Raw genomic sequence first — 17,242 nt, forward strand, 5'->3', positions numbered from 1 at the left:
AGAGCTAGTAACTGTTTATTTAATCCTATTTCTTAAAGATTGATTAAATATACTTAATAGTATTTAAATGAAGGGTATTTTCTGACACCGTGTTAAAAATGCGCCATGAATATTAAATGAAGGAAAGTGGCGATTGTTTTGGCACTATCAAGACAATTTGCGCGAGGAATGGGCTTTGTGGCCTTGCTTGCGCTTACGGTACCGTCTTCGCTGTCAGCGCTGGCAGCACCTTAAGGCGACAAGGTAGGGGACCTGATTCCGGCCCCGACCCAGCGTTGGGGCACCCCGGACGGCCAGAAGCCGCAGGTTACCACCACGCTCAAGTATGACGGAGGCGCTGTTCAGCCGGGGCAGAAAATGTATGTTAAGGCTGACATACGTTTTGACGTTCACCAGGGCAAGCATCCGGAGGTTTTCAGCCCGTATGTGCGAGTAGCTGTGCCGAAGATCTTCGACGTAAATATTGACGACGTGAAGGTCCCAGGCCCGGTAAAGACCAAGGTTGTGGATGCGGGTACGGATAAGGACGGCAATAAGCTGTTCGACATCTACTTCAACTACAACGAATGGGCTGGGGATTTCGATGCTGAGATGCCTAAGCTAGCCGAGGCTATTGGCGCTATTCCCGAGAGCGGCAACGTGCTCGGTGATGGCTCGGTTGCAAAGAGCGGGCAAACCTACACTGCGATTATTCCCGTGAAGGTTAAGCCGGACGTAACTGCTGCCCAGTTGCGGGATTTGCGTGAGGGCAAGTCTGGCGCGAAGCTAGCAATCCAGGGGCGCGCTTCTGTGAGTATCGAGGGCGAGACCGGCGACTTCAAGTCGAATATTGTCGATTTTGGGGATTTCCTGGAGGATAAGATTCTGCAAGGGGATCATTGGTTGGTCCGTTCCGATTTTGAAACCGGGTTTACCTCCTGAGGACGATTATGGGGTTTGGTTGCGCGGGCTGGCACTGTCCACCCGTGGCGTTGACTACCACGGCGAGGGTACGGTCGTTCGTTCGCTTTCTGGGCTGAAGCTGCGCCAATTGGTTCCTGCTAAGGGCTTGGATGCGAACCAGATTATTACTACTACGCCGCGTACTGGCGCCGAACCGATCGTGCTGAAGTCCAATATTGGTGCAAATGCCGACGTGCGGGAACAGAATAATCTGAAGGTCTACCACCACCCGAACAAGACCCGTGAGGCTCGCGAGTTGATGGGTATGGCTGACATTATTCGGGTTCGTCCTTCCGGGTCAGCTAGCGAACTGTACGGGTACACCTGGGATACCCCTGAGTACCACCCGGATTGGGGTAATGTTCCTAAGTATGGTAAAGAATCGCAGCCGGCTAGAACTTTTGTTGCGGCCGACTTTGATCTGAGCGAGAAGATTTTTGGTGAAACTGCACAGGGCAAGGGCGGCTTTCCAAGGAATTCGTTCACTTTAGTTCTTACGGATTCGATTAGTACAGATAATCTGTCCCGCAGCGCGGAATAGAAACCGAAACGCGAGCGGAACAACATGGGGTTGTGCGCTTGCCAAAATCAAAAGAAACTGGCAAAACTATGCGGTAAAAGCCAACTAATACAGCTGAGGCGGTTACGCAAGAAACTGCTTTTATATTAAAAGTTCTAATAAACTAGAGTCCAGTCTTGGCGCAGAACTGGGATATCGAACATTTGCTGACACGCAAAAGCGCGCTCGCGCGGTGTATAGCTGGGGTGGCTACGCCGCCTGTAGCTGGGATCAGCTCACCGGGCAAGGGATCCCCTAGTGGGAAATCAGGGGCATTCCCTATATAAATAGCGCCTCCCACCTGATTGAGTAGAAATATGGAGAACAGCGCCGCCCCCACCCCTATCCCGATCGCCCTACCGAAGAACACTTGTATCCGCCAAAAATCTGCTTGTATATTTGTTCTACAAGCTGCATTGCGAACCACCGTAGCGGTCAGCGTCCTCCTAGTAGCGATGGTTGGTCCGGTGGCAATCGTAGGTGCGATCCCCGAACTGCGCTCCCGCTTTTCCGGCACCACCCAGATGGGCCCATACGGGCAAGTAATGACCGCTGTGGGGGTACATGCCCTCATAGTGGTACTGGTTGCCCTCGCCCTCGCCCTGTTAGTGCACTATTGGGACAAAACCACCCTGGACGTGCTGAGGCTGAGACCAACCGCAAAAGGTGTCGTCTGGTTTACGGCAATGCTTGTACTGGCGGCCCTAATCGCGCTAGTTGCCCAGTTGTTTACCGGCGGATTAGGCGGGTATCGCGCCCCCGCGCACCTGCCCGCGTGTCTAGGGGCGGTGGCGGCGCTGAGCAGCGGGTTCTTCGCGCATGCCATCCCCGAAGAACTGGTTTTCCGGGGCTGGTTGCTGCACTTTTTTCGATTCCGTCCCTGCCTAGGGCTGTTCATTGTCACCGCCACATTTGCCGGCCTACACCTAGTTTTCCAGGGCGGTGGGGCAGAAGTTGGCGAACAGCTAGCCTACCTAACCATGCCCTTAGGGTTCGGCTTCGCCGCCGGAGCGGTGCGACTCAAAACGGCTAACCTGTGGCCCGCCATCGGTCTGCACGGCGGATTTTACTTAGGCAACTTCCTGGTCAGCCTCTTTGCGGCCAGCGCCCCAAACACGAGAACGTGGATCTTCATGGGCATCGCCTGGTTTGTAGTAGGCCTCGCAATAAAACCTAACAAGGGTGCCTTTACACGGCAACACTAAGACCGGACCTGTGGGGCGCAGCGCGCCTATGCCGGTGTCCACCCAGGTGGAAAGGCAGCCCTCAGGTTCCTACCCAGGCGGAAAAGCAGCGCTAGAACAGAAAAAAGAGGTGGAACCCAGATGGGTCCCCCCTCTTTTCGACCTTAGAAACTAATGCCTAAGAAGTAGATTACCTGCCGGCCTCGGCAACCCTGTAAGCCGCCTGCAGATCAGCAATAGCCTTGTCAACGTCAGCAACGGTGGCGCGAGCATTAAACCAGACGCCAACAGCCTTGGTGATATTGCGGTTCAAAGTATGGTAGGTGCGGAAGGACTTCTTGCCCAAGATATTCCTGTCACGAGCGAAGCGCGTGTTCCAGATGACCTTGTCAAGCTTCGCCTTCACGTAGATGGTGGCGGTGTCCGAAGGGGACAGGTCGGGGTACTGTGAAACCCTGGCTAGAACATCCTTCAACTCCTGGGAAGCAGCCTGCAAGGCCGAAGTGGAATTGGTTAGGTTGATCAGCTTTAGAACAGCCTTAGTGGTGGCCAAACCTAGCTCAACGTGGGTCGGCTTAACCTTGGTGGTCAGTTTAGTGGTGGCAGTCTCAATGGTGTCGGCGATAGTTAGAGTCAGTTCGAGGCGAGCGCCGATAGTGTTCATGTCGAACTTAGAAACGTCGCCCGTGATGATGGCGGTCAGAGTGTCGCGCAGGTCGAACGCGGTCGTTAGCAGGTCCCTGATTTGAGGCTTGTAATCGCCGGTGGGAAGAACAGCCTGCCGCTTCTGCATGGTGTTAATGCGGTCATTTACCTCGGACAGCATCTGCTGGGCTTGCGCCTTAGCCGGGGCAGCAGCGACGACTGCGGCCGGTGCGGGAGCAACTCCAGCGGTAGCAACCGCGGGCATAGCTGGGGTCAGCAGGGCTGCTGCGAGGGCTGGAACTACAAGAAATCGAGTTTTCATTGATCGGACTTTCTGAGTAGAGGTACGAGGCACGGTGTGCGCACCATTGGATAACATCCGAAAACCTACCGGGTGGTGGTGAACGGTACGCGGCCAGGCTGGACGCGCATCTACTACCAGTACTCTGCCGCCAAAAGCCTGGATAGTTCTAATTCTTAGATCGAGGTAATGCACGAAACTTTTGCAACATAAAATATTGTTAAAATTCCCTGAAGAGATGAATGTGAAGAAAATTGGTGCGTGCTGATCAGCATAAACTCCACCTAGGGTCAAATGATGCGATCCTAGTTAGGGGTGGAGCGTACCAGAGTTGGCGCTTCCAAATAGTGGCATTACTGGCCTTATGGGGGTGCAATAGTGTAGCTCGGCTGCCGGAAAACGGAGCCATATAATGGCGGGTTCTGATTATATTTGCCCGCAAGGAATACCTATTCGCCAATTCGTGACAATTGGAGAGTGAATGGTGCATGTCCTGGGCGTTTCGGCCAGGGGACTGTAGTCCCTCAGTGCTTTCGTGAACCTCGGCGTTTCGTCGAACCTTGGCGATCTACACCATGTTTCGCGGAAAACACTAAGGGGCGGGAAATAATGCCAAGGCCCGCGCACGCCGATCCCACATCGAGGGCGAAGCTCACCAGCCTTCCCATTTGCGCCAATCTTGCCAGCTGGCACGTACTGAATCGCTGGCAAGTCCGCTGCCTGATTTGCCTGTTAAATGTGGGAAAGGTGGAACCCCGAAGGGTCCCACCTTTCCCAGAGTTTCTAAAGCCTGAAAGCCTTAGCTAAATTAGTGCAGGTTTACTTGCCGGCCTCGGCGGTCTTGTAAGCAGCCTGCAGATCGGCAATAGCCTTGTCAACGTCAGCAACGGTGGCGTGAGCGTTGAACCAAACGCCAACAGCCTTGGTGATGTTGGAGTTCAAGGTGTTGTAGGTCTCGAAGGACTTCTTGCCCAGGATGTGCTTGTCGCGGTCGAAACGGGTGTTCCAGATGACCTTGTCAAGCTTCGCCTTCACGTAGATGGTGGCGGTGTCCTTGGCAGTCAGGTCGGGGTACTGGGAAACCTTGGCGAGCACGCCCTTCAGTTCCTTCTGAGCGGCTTCAAGATCGGCGGAGGAGTTGGTCAGGTTGATCAACTTCAGGACAGCCTTGGTGGTGGCCAGTCCGAGCTCAATGTGGGTGGCCTGCACCTTGTTGGTCAGCTTGGTGGTAGCAGTCTTGATCGTGTCCGCAATAGTCAGGGTCAGCTGGTAGCGGGCCTCGATGGTCTGCATGTCGAACGCGCTGATGTCGCCCTTAGCGATGGCAATCAGGGTGTCCTTCAGGTCGAAGGCGGTCTTCAGAAGGTCCTTTACCTGGGCCTTGTAATCACCGGTGGGCAGGACGGCTTCCTGCTTCTTCAGGGTGTCGATGCGGCCGTTGACGTTGGTCAGCATCTTCTTAGCTTCGGTCTTAGTCTTTGCGGGAGCGGAGGCAACAGCGGCCGGTGCGGGAGCAGCTTCAGCGGAGGCAACTGCGGGCAGAACGGGGGTAAGTAGGGCTGCTGCGAGGGCGGGTACTACGAGAACTCGAGATTTCATCGGTCGAACTTTCTGAGTCGGTTACGAAGGCACGCCATGCGCACCACTGGAAAACTACCGAAAACCTACCAGGTGGAGGTGATCGGTACGCGACCATTCTAAACAGGTATTTATCAGCGACACCACACGTTCAAGAAGATGAAAATTTCTAATATTAAAGGGGGTGCGCGTATGAAAACCTTCCAATCTTAAATTTTTCCCAAAGTCGCTGAATAGTGCGTGAGAGGCGGCTGCGTGAGCTATTAGTCGGGTTAAAAGATTAATTCATATTAATTTATGTGATGTTAATCAACAATACTGCGAGCTGTGGCTTTACTCTGCCAGATAGTAGCCCTACCAGCTATTTCGGACGCAGAGACGTCAATTATCCGTTGGTTTGCTGATCCACGGAAAGGCAAGTTCGGATCAAATTCCGCCTGAATGAATGGCCCATCAACCAACACATCACACATAGCAAGCAGCTCCCGCTTGTCCTTATTCTCCATCCGCAACTGCTCCCAGGTGTATCCAGACCAAGCCCATACTGTTTTGGTGTCGCCGAACTTGGTGCGCAGCTGCTGTAGTAACGGAAGTAGGACGGGGGTTGCCAAAAAAGGTTCCCCGCCCAGTAGTGACAGTCCAGCCACGTAAGGTTTGGCCAGATCGGCAAAAATCCGTTCTTCTAACCGGTCATCGTAAGGGCTGCCATACTGGAAGGATTGCGCCGCCTTGTTGTAGCAGCCCGGGCACTTGAAGGGACACCCAGACATATAGAGGGAACAGCGCACGCCTTCGCCGTCAACAAAGTTGAATGGCTTGTAGTCGGCAACGTAGTTGCGCGAAAGTAACCGGCCGTCCCACTGGCCAATTTTCGGTTGGCGTACCCCGTGGCCGCGAGCATAATCGACTTGCTCGCGGACCGACGGGGTAGACGGAGGGACGGTCATCGGGTGGGTCCATCCATGTGTTTTACTCGCGAAGCGATCTCAGTGTGGCGTCCATGCACCATGGGCCGCTTCTGCGGGTTTCCAAGATAGCCGCAGGTTCGTTTGACTACGTCGCACGAATTCGGGTCAGCGTTGCCGCAGTCAGGGCATTTGAAACCCTCCTCGGTAGGCAGGAACTCGCCCTCAAAGCCGCACACAAAGCACTTATCGATCGGCGTGTTAGTGCCCAGGTACGCCACCTTGTCATAGGCGTAATCCCATACGGCCTCCAGGGCCTTCGCATTGTGGGTCAGCTTTGGGTACTCGCAGTAGTGGATGAAACCGCCCTTTGTGTACGGTTCATATGGGGACTCGAAATCGATCTTCTCGAAGGGCGTGATCTTCTTGCGCACGTCATAATGGAAGGAATTCGTGTAGTAGTCCTTCTGCGTAATATCCGGCACTGAGCCAAACTTTTGCCGGTCCAATCTGCAAAAACGATCCGTCAACGATTCCGAGGGAGTGGAATAGACGCTAAACCAGTACGGGTATTCGCGCTTCCACTGATCGGCGTAAGCAGACAGCTTGCGCACTACTCTCAGGGTGAAATCCTTCGCCTGCGGGTTAGATTCCCAATTCGGGCCGTAGAAGCAAGTAGCCGTCTCATACAGGCCAATGTAACCAATAGATAGCGTAGAACGCTGGTTGTGGAAGAACTGCGTAACGGATTGCTCGCCCTCGCCCGCACGAATCCCAAAGGCACCATGCTTGTACAGGATCGGGGCGTTGTCCGGGGTAGCGTCCTCGCACCGTTTCGCGCGAAAGACAAGGGCTTCCTTAACTACCTGCATGCGCTCATCGAACAACTGCCAGAAACGATCCTGATCTCCGTGCGCCTCCATCGCAATGCGCGGCACGTTCAAAGTGACCACGCCAAGATTGTTACGGCCTGCATTAACTGCCTCGCCGGTTTCTGGATCCACCCACTTCGGCAAGAATGAACGGCAACCCATGGGTGCCTTGTAGTCGCCCTCTATTTCCGTCAGCTTGTCGTAGGACAAGACATCTGGGTACATGCGCTTAGTGGAGCATTCAAGTGCCAACTGCTTGATGTCATAATTCGGGTCAGATGGATCCAAATTGACGCCGCGGCGCAGCCCAAACACCAGCTTCGGGAAAATTGCAGTGTAATGATCCTTTCCGATCCCCTTTATCCGTACCTGCAAAATGGCCTTCTGGATCTCGCGCTCAAACTCGGAGGTTCCCAGGCCGAAGCCTAAAGTGACAAACGGAGTCTGCCCATTCGAGGAATACAGCGTATTGATCTCGTATTCCAAAGACTGCATCGCGTCGTAAATGTCCTTGCGGGTCTTCGCCATGGCGTAGTCGTGCTGCTTTTCGGGGGCAACCCACTGCTCCGCATCCCGTACGTGCTTTTCGTAGTTGATCTGTGCGTACGGCGCCAAGACTTCGTCGGCGCGATCCACCGAGCAGCCACCGTACTGTGAGGACGCCACATTCGCGATAATCTGCGCAATCTGCGCCGTAGCCGTATTGATGGAACGGGGAGATTCTACCCGCGCGTTGCCAATCTGGAAGCCCTCGGCCAACATGCCCTTGATGTCGATCAGGCAGCAGTTAGTCATTGGTTGGAACGGGTTGTAATCCAGGTCATGGAAGTGGATCTCGCCTTTAATGTGCGCGTTCGCCACTGCGGGGGGCAGTAAATTTTTGAGGGCGTAGGCGCGCGCCACCGAACCGGCGGTCAGATCGCGCTGGGTGTTGAAAACGGTCGAATCCTTGTTCGCGTTCTCGTTTACCACGGTCTTGTCGCGACGCATCAGCTTATCTAAGGAGGCGGAAACGTCCATCGCGGTTTCGCGTGCCTTGTCGCGGTCGTGGCGGTACTCGATGTAGGCGCGCGCAACCTGTGGGTACCTGGAGGACATGAGCGCATCCTCGACCGCACGTTGAATGGTGGGGATGTCTAATGTGCCGTCCGGCAGGGAAGCGATCGCGTCCTCTGTGGTGTCGGAAACGAATGCTGGATCATCAATCCCTTGATCGTTCATGGCTAGGTAGACAGCCCGGTAAATCTTGCTGGCGTCGAAAGTTACCGTTCGGCCATCACGTTTTTCGACCAGTGTCGTTTCCTTCGTGTTAGCAGCCGCGGTAACCATTTCGTAACCCCCCAGGTAGAAGCAATATCTTGTGTTAGCCAGACGCCCTAGACCCCATATCTAGTGGTTGGCACATAGGTAGGTTACATCAATGTGATTAGCTTTTTGACTTACACGCCCACATGGAAAAGTTGCCATATTTTTCCTTCAGGGACTCTTTCGCGCGGCGCTGCGGAAAAATGAAAATCATTCAAGAATGTGGAGTGCGTCACCATTGGCCATGTGCTGCGGAGATGTCAGAAATGTGAATTCTTGCATGCGAGGGCGACTTACCATCGACCGTGCAAATCGGTTTAAAAAGTACCGCCCTCGGGGCGGTGGCAGACTCGCGCCGAGGGCGGTAGATGTGGCAAAAGGGACGGTTATAGTCCCTGGGACACCTTAGTTAGTGCTTCGACCTCGTCCGGGTCGAGCTGCAAGGTAGCGCCAACCATAATCTGCTCCAGCTGCTCGGTGTTGCGGGCTGAAGCGAGCGGGGCCGCCACCGTGTCCTGAGCGTGCAGCCACGCTAGCGCCACCGCACCCGGAGTGACTGACCGCTTGTCGGCAATGGCCTTCAGTTGGTCAACCGTGTCGAAAGCCTGGTCGTTCAGGTAGGGCGCAACCATGTCCTTGCGGTCCCCGCGCACAGGTTCATCCCGCTTGTACTTGCCAGTCAAGAAGCCGGAAGCGAGCGAGAAGTAGGGGAACACCGCCAAGTTGTATTCCCGGGCTATCGGGGCGCGCTCGTCCTCGAAATCGGCGCGCGTGACCAGGTTGTAATGCGGCTGCATCGCCACCGGAGCGCGGAATCCGTTCTTCTTCGCGATCTGCATCCACTCGGTAAAGCGAGTCGGCTCAAAGTTCGATATCCCGATCTCGCGGATCAGGCCCTCCTCGGCCAACTCCGAAAAAGCGTGGGCGAACTCGTCCATCGGCACCTCGGGATCGTCCTCGTGTGCGTAATACAAGTCGATCTGTTCGACCCCCATGCGCTCGGCTGACTCCTGCGCCGCCTTACGGATATTTTCGGGAGCCAACCCCTTCCTGTCCGGCTTCTGGCCGACCTTGGTGGCAACCAGCACTTTCTCCCGATTGGCAGAGAGCCAACGCTTCATGGCGGATTCAGATTCTCCGCCCTGGTTGCCTGGCGCCCACGCCGAATACACGTCAGCGGTGTCGATCATGTTGCCGCCCGCATCGGCGAAGGCGTCCAAAATTTTGTAGGTAGTAGCTTCGTCAGCGGTCCACCCGAAGGGGTTTGCGCCCAGCGCAATTCCAGAAACTTCCAAGTCAGATTTTCCAATGTTCATACAAAAAGTCTAGGAAATAAGGTGACCTGGTGCACCGTCAATTAGCGGATGAGAGGCGGTATCGCCAGTGGCAGAAATTAGATATTTAATTAGAAGATTCTCATAATGCTCTGGTCAAAGCGGTTTTATAGGACTAAGGTAACAGGTATGGACAACTTAGATAGCTTTACCGGGTTGCACGCCGAGGTCGACGACGAAGCCGCGCGGCGTTGGGCAAGCCTGATCGTGAAAATACTCTGGCCCGTGATTGTGATTGGAGTGTTAGTTGGAATCATCTTTTGGGTAACTGCATCCAGTGAAACTGGCAGGGACATTGGCGCCCTCTGCTGGTGCATCACCTTCGGGGCTAGTGTGGCCCTCCTTAGTATCCGCCAGGCCGTCCTGGCAGAAAGGAGGTAGTCATGATAATGCAGGGGGTTACTTTCAATACGACAATGGCGCTGGTAGCCGGCACCATCATGATTCTGGCAGTCGTGTTCGCCCGCACCGCAGCCCGCGCGCAGGCAGCGGTGCCAGGAAAGGCACGCACCCTGACAGGCTGGGGGTGGGCCTTCGTCGCCCTCGGCGCATATCTGGGCGTGACCGGCATGTACATGACGCTGATGTGGCCGCTAAAAGAGGTCGACGGCGCATTTTGCTGCACCGTTGACAACGTCACCTTCGGCGAGCCTGCAGCGCTATACGGACTGCTCACCTTTATTGCCGGGCTAGCAATTATTGCCGCGCAAAAGGCCGCTGACCGCAAGGAGCGGCCGCTCGATCTAGTCGGCACGCTGCGCCCAATCCTTTACGTGGCCGCGGTTGGAGGTGTCGGCTTAGTCATGTTCGCCATCGCAGGAATGCACTTCGGCATGTGGCGGCCGCCAGACATTGAACCCATCGCCCGCTTGATGGCGGGGCAAATTTGGGAGCCACTTATGGTTATGTGCCTGTACGGTTTCAGTGGGATTGCGGCGATGCTTGCCCCCTTCGCCCCCGAAAATAAGTGGGTCGGCCGCATCGCCACCCTGCTGACATGGGGTTGCGGTGTCACGTGGGTGTTCCTATCGTTTACCGTGTTCTATTCGCACGTGGGCTTCTTTCCGCCGGCCTAAACCGCGCAGCTGCTTGCTTGAGTTAAGCGTTTGCCACAACAGTCTTGACGCTAGCGATCGGGGCACTCCGCCACCGCGGCGATCAGTGCGCCCGCTAGCGGCAAGACTTCTTTTTGGTAGGGGCGAGGGGAAGGCAAGATATGCATGCGATCGAGTGTGGGTGCGCTAGCGTCTTGCGCGCCGCCCCCAAGTCAGTTATCTTAATGTCTGAACAGTTGTTCAGGTGTGAAACTAAAAGGGGTGCTTGTGGTGGCATCGAGTAATGCGCAAGCCGAATGTGACGCAGACAAGCCGCGTTTTGAATTACTGCGGGCCACCCTGCCCGCCGAAGATGAAATACAGCAGATTGCGCAGATTATGCGACTGTTTGGCGATCCGGCCTGGTTGCGGCTGCTGCTGGTACTCCTAGAGGTCGACGAAATGTGCGTAGGGGACTTGGCACAGTTAGCCCAGATGAACGAATCGGCCACCTCGCACGCACTCCGGCTACTTCGTGCGCACCACGTAGTTGCCGTCCGTCGCGAGGGCCGCATGGCCTACTACCGCATTATTGACACCCACGTGAAAGCATCCTTGCAGCTCACGCTCGATCACGTGCGTCACGAAACGAATTAAAGAACTAGGAATTGTAATGGGCCACAGCCATAGCCACAGCCACGATCACGGGGTCGGCGAGCAAACCGCCACCGGCGCCCACCGGGGCCGCCTACTAATTGTCTTCTTTATTTACCTACTAATCATCCTCGCTGAACTGATCGGCGCCTGGTGGGCAAACTCCCTGGCCCTAGTCGCCGAAGCGATGCACATGACCGTCGATTCTTCGGGCATTCTGATCGCCCTGATAGCTGCCTGGCTGGCAACCCGCAAGGCTTCCCCCAGGCGCACCTACGGGTGGATGAGGGCGGAGATTATTGCCGTCCTCATCAATTGCTTCTTATTGCTAGGGGTGGGTGTCTTCATTGCCTACGAGGCGGTAGATCGCTGGATTAACCCGCCGCAGGTGCACGGCGTGGGCGTGATCGGCTTTGCGGTAGTTGGCGTTATCGGTTCGGCCGTGTCGCTCTTCCTGCTGGCCGGCGGGCAAAAAGAATCTTTGAACGTGAAAGCCGCCTTCCTCGAAGTCATGAGTGATGGCATCGGCGCCGCCGGTATCATCCTCTCGGGGGTGCTGAACGTTGCCTTCGGGTGGAACCGGATCGACGCCATCGCTGCGGCCGCCGTGGGCTTGATCATCTTGCCGCGCACCTTCGTCCTGCTGAAAAAGGCGGTAAACATCATCATGCAAGGCGTGCCGGAAGGTATGAATGTCAAGGAAATCCGCGCCTCGCTAGCTGCCGCCAAGGGCGTAGACGCAATCCACTCGCTGCACGTGTGGGCGCTGACCTCAGGCGTGCCGGTGTTGAGTGCGCACGTGCGCGTCAGCGAGCAGGCGTGGGTTGATGGATCCGGGCCGCGCATCTTGGACGAGCTGACCCATACGGCCCAACATCAGTGGGGGATTGATCACTGCACCTTCCAGCTCGAAGAACCTGGGCACGAGCACCACGAAGCCGCCATGCATGCCAACTAGCTGGCCGTATTAGGGCGCCGGCCTGGACTAATGTACCTACTCTCACGCGCCTAACCCCTGTGCATACGCTCGCGCACCTTATACTCTGGTAAATGTTCTCCCAATGGAAAGGGTCGCGATGTCGGCAAGGAAGTCTTCGCTGGGCGCAGTAGCAGCGCTCGCAATGATCGCTACAGTTGTTATGGTCCCGGCAGCAGGAGCAGATGAGCTACCCGTCGGCGGCGCGGATGGCACTATTACTTCTCCCGAGCAGGCCGATCCGGAGCTCACGGTTGAATATTGGACGCCACAGCGGATGCGTGCCGCGCAGCCGCCAGAGTCGCCCTCGACACCCTTCCGGACGCGAATCCGCACCCGTAGCGCCGCGCCAACAGCGAAGATGCCCGCAGACTATACGGAGCAGGAAACGGTGCTCACTCAGCCGAAAGCTCCCCTCGGCAAGGCGGCGTATTCCAAGAGTGATGACACGAAGGTGACGGCGGTGGGAGCCGTAAATGGCAAAGTGTTCTACCGGGATCCGGCGCTCGACCACGATTCGCGCTGCTCGGCCGCTGCCGTGAATACCCCAAAGAAGACCGTGGTGCTGACCGCAGGGCACTGCGTGATCTCGGCTCGGTCGAAGAAGTGGGTGAAGAACTGGGTGTTCGTGCCTGGATACAAGGATGGGCAGGCCCCGCACGGCAAGTTCGCTGCCAAGAAGATGCGCACCACCCCCGAGTGGACAAAGTACAACTTTAGTGTGGATGGGGTAGTAGGCGATGTGGCTATGGTAGAAACCGCGCCGAATTCGAAGGGCAAAAAGGTAGTTGACGAAGTAGGTGGGCACGGCCTTATTGCAGGGGGTCCGCTGAACTTCCACGCGCTGATGGTGGGCTATCCCAGCGACATTAAGGAGGGCGAACAGGTGTCTTTCTTCGAGGGCGACGGCAAGAGCTACGACTGGGGGGAGCGGCGTTTTAGTACCATTGCCGGTTCGAAGTTTGGCGTCGGCGCCTCCGGTGGGCCGTGGCTTGCTCACTACAGCAAGGCGGCCGAGGTGGGCTATGTTCGCGGACTGTCCTCCTTTGGTCCGCAGGACGATTCCTTCATGGGCTCGCCCTACTTCAATACCCAGTTGAAAGATTTGTACGCTGCTACTGAATCTAAGGCGACTAAGTAAATTTGCCTTGGCGGCAAATTTGGGAACCATTTTGCTTTAGTGACATGGAGTCATGCAGGCATGGCTAAAAATTGACATTCTTTAGAAAGATTTTATACAACTGAAGCAGTGTCTTGACCCACGCACCTTAATCTGCTGCGCCTCGCGCTAGCTGATCCCAGGGCTACAGGGGTCCCGTTAACTAGCAGAGGAGCAGGTAATGGACGCAAAACAAGTTGGCTTCGCATTGCTGTTGCTGGGCATATTTTTGCTTATCGGCAAGGTGCTGCGCGTAAAAGTAAGGTGGATTCAAAAGATCTTCCTCCCCTCGTCAATCGTAGGCGGATTCGTGGCGCTCTTTCTTGGGCCCGGCGTTTTTGGGGCGATCGCTGACAAGCTCGGCTACCACCAGTTTGCCGACGGCGGGCTGCTAGGGGAAAACGTCCTCAGCATCTGGTCAACCCTTCCGGGGCTGCTAATCTCAGTAGTGTTTGCCACGCTGTTCATGGGCCAGGATCTGCCGGGTCCTAAACGCATCGTCAATATTGCGGGCCCCCAGCTATCGGTTGGCGTGGCAATGGCAACTGGCCAATACGTTGCCGGCCTGCTACTGACCGTTGCCATATTGGTGCCACTGTTCGGTATTTCCCCAATGGCGGGCGCACTGATCGAAATTGGTTACGAGGGCGGACACGGTACCGCCGCCGGCATGATCCCCGTGTTCAAAGAATTAGGGTGGTCCGAGGGCGGCGACCTTTCCATCGGTGTTGCTACTGTCGGCCTCGTAGGGGGCGTAGTCCTAGGCGTTGCGCTGATCAACTGGGCCGTGCGCACCGGCCGCACCCAGATTGTCAAAGAGACGGCTAACCGCTCTGTCGAAGAGCAGCAGGGTCTGTTCCGTTCTGACGAAAACTACGTGGCAGCACACATGACCGTGCGTCCGTCCTCGATCGAACCCCTGTCATTGCACGTAGCGTTCCTTGCACTGGCAATCCTGATCGGCCAGGCAATGCTTTCCGGGCTGCAGTGGATGGAACAGATGCTGTGGATTGACCACATCAAGTTGATGGCCTTCGTGCCCCTGTTCCCGCTGGCAATGATCGGCGGCATTATTGTGCAGGTGCTGCTGAAAGCCGTTGGCTACTCGCACATCATCGATTCGCAAATGATGCTTCGTATTCAAGGCCTTGCACTGGACATCTTGATTCTGGCTGCCATGGCAACTATCTCTATCAAGGCCATTTCAGACAACCTGGTGCCGTTCCTCGTGCTGTGCCTTGGCGGCGTGGTGCTAAACCTGTTTGTGCTGCTGTGGCTGACCCCACGCACCATCCCCGAATACTGGTTTGAACGCGGCATTGGCGACTTCGGGCAGGGCATGGGCGTTACCGCCACCGGCCTGATCCTGATGCGCATCGTCGACCCGGAAGGCAAGTCGCCCTGCTTCGAAGCGTTCGGCTTCAAACAGCTGGTATTCGAACCCTTCTTCGGCGGCGGCATCATTACCGCCATGGTTGCTCCACTAATCTTCTCGGTGGGGCCGTGGCCGGTGCTGATCGTCATGAGCATCATCTTCATAGCCGCAGTGCTGTCCGGCCTGTTCTACTGGGGCAAGAGCGGACGCGGGTGGATCAACCCGCAGGCCGCCATCGAACACGAAGAAGAACACGTGCGGCGCGACTGGCGTCCCTCCGAAGAACTGGCCAATCCGCCAGGAACTCTGAACTAAGCGAGCTGGCGGGCCCGACCCTAGGGCGGCTTAGTCGCCCTCAGAGGCCCGCTAGAACACTTCGGCTACGCCCTTACCCAACAGCACGGTAGCCAGCACCAGCATGATGATGCCGGTGCCCCCATCCATCACAGAACGGTAGCGGTTTACCCACCGCTGTACCTTCGGGGTAGAAATTAGCAGCGCTACCGCCCCAAACCAGATCACTTCCATGCTGATCAGGTAGACCACCATGGCGCTCATGGACAGGACAGATAGGTTCGTGGGCAGGAAATTAGACAAGATGGCGCCGAAGAAGATGACCGCCTTCGGGTTAGTCAGATTAGTCAGCAACCCGGACCGGAATGGGTGCGAATTCAGGTAGTCCTTGACCTCCTCTTTGCCGTCCTCGGCAGGACGGCGCGCAGCAAGAGCAGAACGGATAGCCTGCCACCCCAACCAGATCAGGTAGAAGCCGCCAAGCACCGAAATGATGGTGATCGCCCAGGGGAAAGCCTTCGCAATAGCGCCCAAGCCAGCAATCGCTGCAGCCAGCCACAGCAGTACACCCAGCACAATTCCCGCCGCAGTCTTTAGCCCGTGGAGGCGGGAAATCGTGCCAGAACGCAACGTCAGAAAGAAATCCGGCCCGGGCGTAATAATGATTGCCACCCAGGCAACGGTCAGGGCAGTGAACTGGCTGAAATCCATCCGGACTCCTAACTGTGTTTAGTTTCTATAACCGGCCGCAGCTAGCGTTTAGTTCTTAAAGCCGTGCACTGGCGAGGGGATGCGACCGCCGCGGGCTACCAGTGCACTAGAGGAATATTTAGACACTTCCATAATTGGCGCGCGCCCCAGCAATCCGCCGAACTCTACGGTCTGGCCCACGTTCATGCCGGGTACGGGAATTACGCGCACCGCGGTGGTCTTGTGATTGATCATGCCGATGGCTGCCTCGTCAGCGATCATGCCGGCAATAGTGTCGGCCGAGGTGTCTCCTGGGATCGCAACCATGTCCAACCCCACCGAACAGATCGCCGTCATTGCTTCCAGCTTGTCGATGGTGATCGCGCCCATTTCTGCTGCCTCGATCATGCCAATGTCTTCCGAAACGGGAATGAAGGAACCAGAAAGGCCGCCCACGTGGCCACACGCCATCAGCCCACCCTTCTTTACCGCATCATTAAGCAGGGCGAGGGCGGCGGTGGTTCCGGGTGCGCCCACGCGCTCTACGCCCATCTCTTCGAGGATGCGCGCAACCGAATCGCCGACCTCGGCGGTGGGGGCGAGCGACAGATCTACGATGCCGAAGGGAACCCCAAGCCGATCGGCCGCCATGTTGCCAACTAGTTGGCCAACGCGAGTGATCTGGAACGCCGCCCTCTTTATAGTTTGGGCACACTTGCCAAAAGACAGACCGGAAGCCTTCTCGAGGGCGCGGCGCACCACCCCCGGCCCGGATACGCCCACGGACAGCACCACATCCGGTTCGGCAACGCCGTGGAAGGCGCCTGCCATGAACGGGTTGTCGCCCACGGAATTGCAGAACACGACCAGCTTGGCAGCCCCGATGGCACTGCGGTCGGCAGTCTCCTCGGCCGCCTGCTTCACTACCTGCCCCATCTTTGCTACGGCAGACATGTTTATCCCGGAGCGCGAGGAACCAATCGACACCGACGAACAGACGTATTCAGTCTGTGCCAGCGCCTGGGGGATCGAATCGATCAGCAGCTTGTCAGCTGTTGTCGCGTCCTTGTCAACAATGGCGCTGTAGCCGCCAATAAAATCGACTCCTACCTCGCGGGCTGCAGCGTCCAGAGTGCGCGCCACTTTCACCATGTCCTCGGCAGACTTTGCCGCACTGGCTGCCACCAGCGCAATAGGAGTCACGGACACGCGCTTGTTCACAATGGGAATGCCCAGTTCGCCCTCGATATCGCGGGCTACCTGCACTAGGTTTTGCGCCTGCGTGGTTACCCGGTCGAAAATGTTCTTGCACAGGCGGTCCAGGTTGGGATCGGCACACTGCAGCAGCGAAATCCCCATGGTTACGGTGCGGATGTCCAGGCGATCCTCTTCGATCATCTGCAGCGTATCTAGAATCTTGTTGTAAGTAGCCAAG

16 protein-coding genes are annotated in these 17,242 nt (G+C 56.4%); 9 read left to right on the top strand and 7 right to left on the bottom strand.

All coding sequences use genetic code 11. The features are described 5' to 3' along the window. Positions 1–357 precede the first annotated feature (357 nt). From AC1EKG_RS04975 to AC1EKG_RS04985, 3 genes are all read left to right on the top strand, one after another. Positions 358–921: a hypothetical protein gene (locus tag AC1EKG_RS04975; protein WP_004806737.1), complete on the top strand. Its 564-nt coding sequence runs from the start codon at positions 358–360 to the stop codon at positions 919–921. After that, positions 899–1,483 carry a hypothetical protein gene (locus AC1EKG_RS04980; protein WP_004806734.1) on the top strand — a complete coding sequence of 195 codons (585 nt, stop codon included), beginning with the start codon at positions 899–901 and terminating at the stop codon, positions 1,481–1,483. Before AC1EKG_RS04975 ends, AC1EKG_RS04980 begins: the two co-directional genes overlap by 23 nt. Before the next feature lie 434 nt (positions 1,484–1,917). Next, positions 1,918–2,706, top strand: coding sequence for a CPBP family intramembrane glutamic endopeptidase (locus AC1EKG_RS04985; RefSeq protein ID WP_285470726.1), 789 nt, complete (start codon positions 1,918–1,920; stop codon positions 2,704–2,706). A 169-nt stretch (positions 2,707–2,875) separates the two neighbouring features. On the opposite strand, the gene AC1EKG_RS04990 is transcribed toward AC1EKG_RS04985, so the two are convergent. The 5 genes from AC1EKG_RS04990 to AC1EKG_RS05010 form a co-directional block, all read right to left on the bottom strand. Continuing rightward, a complete protein-coding gene (locus AC1EKG_RS04990; protein ID WP_040315231.1) occupies positions 2,876–3,652 on the bottom strand; it encodes a CAMP factor family pore-forming toxin in 777 nt (258 codons plus the stop codon). Between the two features lie 798 nt (positions 3,653–4,450). Next, complete coding sequence (locus AC1EKG_RS04995; protein WP_004806728.1) at positions 4,451–5,230, bottom strand: CAMP factor family pore-forming toxin; 780 nt, start codon at positions 5,228–5,230, stop codon at positions 4,451–4,453. Between the two features lie 284 nt (positions 5,231–5,514). Next, positions 5,515–6,156, bottom strand: a complete 642-nt coding sequence (gene nrdG, locus AC1EKG_RS05000) for an anaerobic ribonucleoside-triphosphate reductase activating protein (protein WP_004806726.1) — start codon at positions 6,154–6,156, stop codon at positions 5,515–5,517. Beyond that, positions 6,153–8,315 carry an anaerobic ribonucleoside-triphosphate reductase gene (gene nrdD, locus AC1EKG_RS05005; RefSeq protein WP_004806725.1) on the bottom strand — a complete coding sequence of 721 codons (2,163 nt, stop codon included), beginning with the start codon at positions 8,313–8,315 and terminating at the stop codon, positions 6,153–6,155. The genes nrdG and nrdD overlap by 4 nt, the downstream gene beginning before the upstream one ends. Positions 8,316–8,677: 362 nt before the next feature. Further along, on the bottom strand, positions 8,678–9,607 hold the full coding sequence (locus AC1EKG_RS05010) for an aldo/keto reductase (RefSeq protein ID WP_004806724.1): 930 nt from the start codon (positions 9,605–9,607) through the stop codon (positions 8,678–8,680). A 147-nt stretch (positions 9,608–9,754) separates the two neighbouring features. On the opposite strand from AC1EKG_RS05010, the gene AC1EKG_RS05015 reads away from it, so the two are divergent. The 6 genes from AC1EKG_RS05015 (at position 9,755) to AC1EKG_RS05040 (ending at position 15,138) form a co-directional block, all read left to right on the top strand. Beyond that, the gene (locus tag AC1EKG_RS05015; RefSeq protein WP_481067758.1) at positions 9,755–10,006 is read left to right on the top strand and encodes a hypothetical protein; all 252 of its coding nucleotides are present in this window, start codon (positions 9,755–9,757) and stop codon (positions 10,004–10,006) included. 8 nt (positions 10,007–10,014) lie between these two features. Continuing rightward, positions 10,015–10,701: a DUF981 family protein gene (locus tag AC1EKG_RS05020; protein ID WP_239659972.1), complete on the top strand. Its 687-nt coding sequence runs from the start codon at positions 10,015–10,017 to the stop codon at positions 10,699–10,701. 249 nt (positions 10,702–10,950) lie between these two features. Continuing rightward, positions 10,951–11,316, top strand: a complete 366-nt coding sequence (locus AC1EKG_RS05025; RefSeq protein WP_481067759.1) for an ArsR/SmtB family transcription factor — start codon at positions 10,951–10,953, stop codon at positions 11,314–11,316. Positions 11,317–11,332: 16 nt separating this feature from the next. Next, positions 11,333–12,271 carry a cation diffusion facilitator family transporter gene (locus AC1EKG_RS05030; RefSeq protein ID WP_004806718.1) on the top strand — a complete coding sequence of 313 codons (939 nt, stop codon included), beginning with the start codon at positions 11,333–11,335 and terminating at the stop codon, positions 12,269–12,271. 118 nt (positions 12,272–12,389) lie between these two features. Beyond that, positions 12,390–13,430: a trypsin-like serine peptidase gene (locus AC1EKG_RS05035; protein ID WP_004806716.1), complete on the top strand. Its 1,041-nt coding sequence runs from the start codon at positions 12,390–12,392 to the stop codon at positions 13,428–13,430. A 199-nt stretch (positions 13,431–13,629) separates the two neighbouring features. Beyond that, complete coding sequence (locus AC1EKG_RS05040) at positions 13,630–15,138, top strand: sodium/glutamate symporter (RefSeq protein WP_004806715.1); 1,509 nt, start codon at positions 13,630–13,632, stop codon at positions 15,136–15,138. Between the two features lie 51 nt (positions 15,139–15,189). Here AC1EKG_RS05040 and AC1EKG_RS05045 read toward each other — a convergent pair whose 3' ends face one another. Beyond that, positions 15,190–15,828: a LysE family translocator gene (locus AC1EKG_RS05045; RefSeq protein ID WP_004806714.1), complete on the bottom strand. Its 639-nt coding sequence runs from the start codon at positions 15,826–15,828 to the stop codon at positions 15,190–15,192. Between the two features lie 48 nt (positions 15,829–15,876). Next, on the bottom strand, positions 15,877–17,241 hold the full coding sequence (locus AC1EKG_RS05050) for a PFL family protein (RefSeq protein ID WP_004806712.1): 1,365 nt from the start codon (positions 17,239–17,241) through the stop codon (positions 15,877–15,879). Position 17,242: the final 1 nt, after the last annotated feature.

It is taken from the genome of Winkia sp. C0117E2 (genome assembly GCF_056590455.1).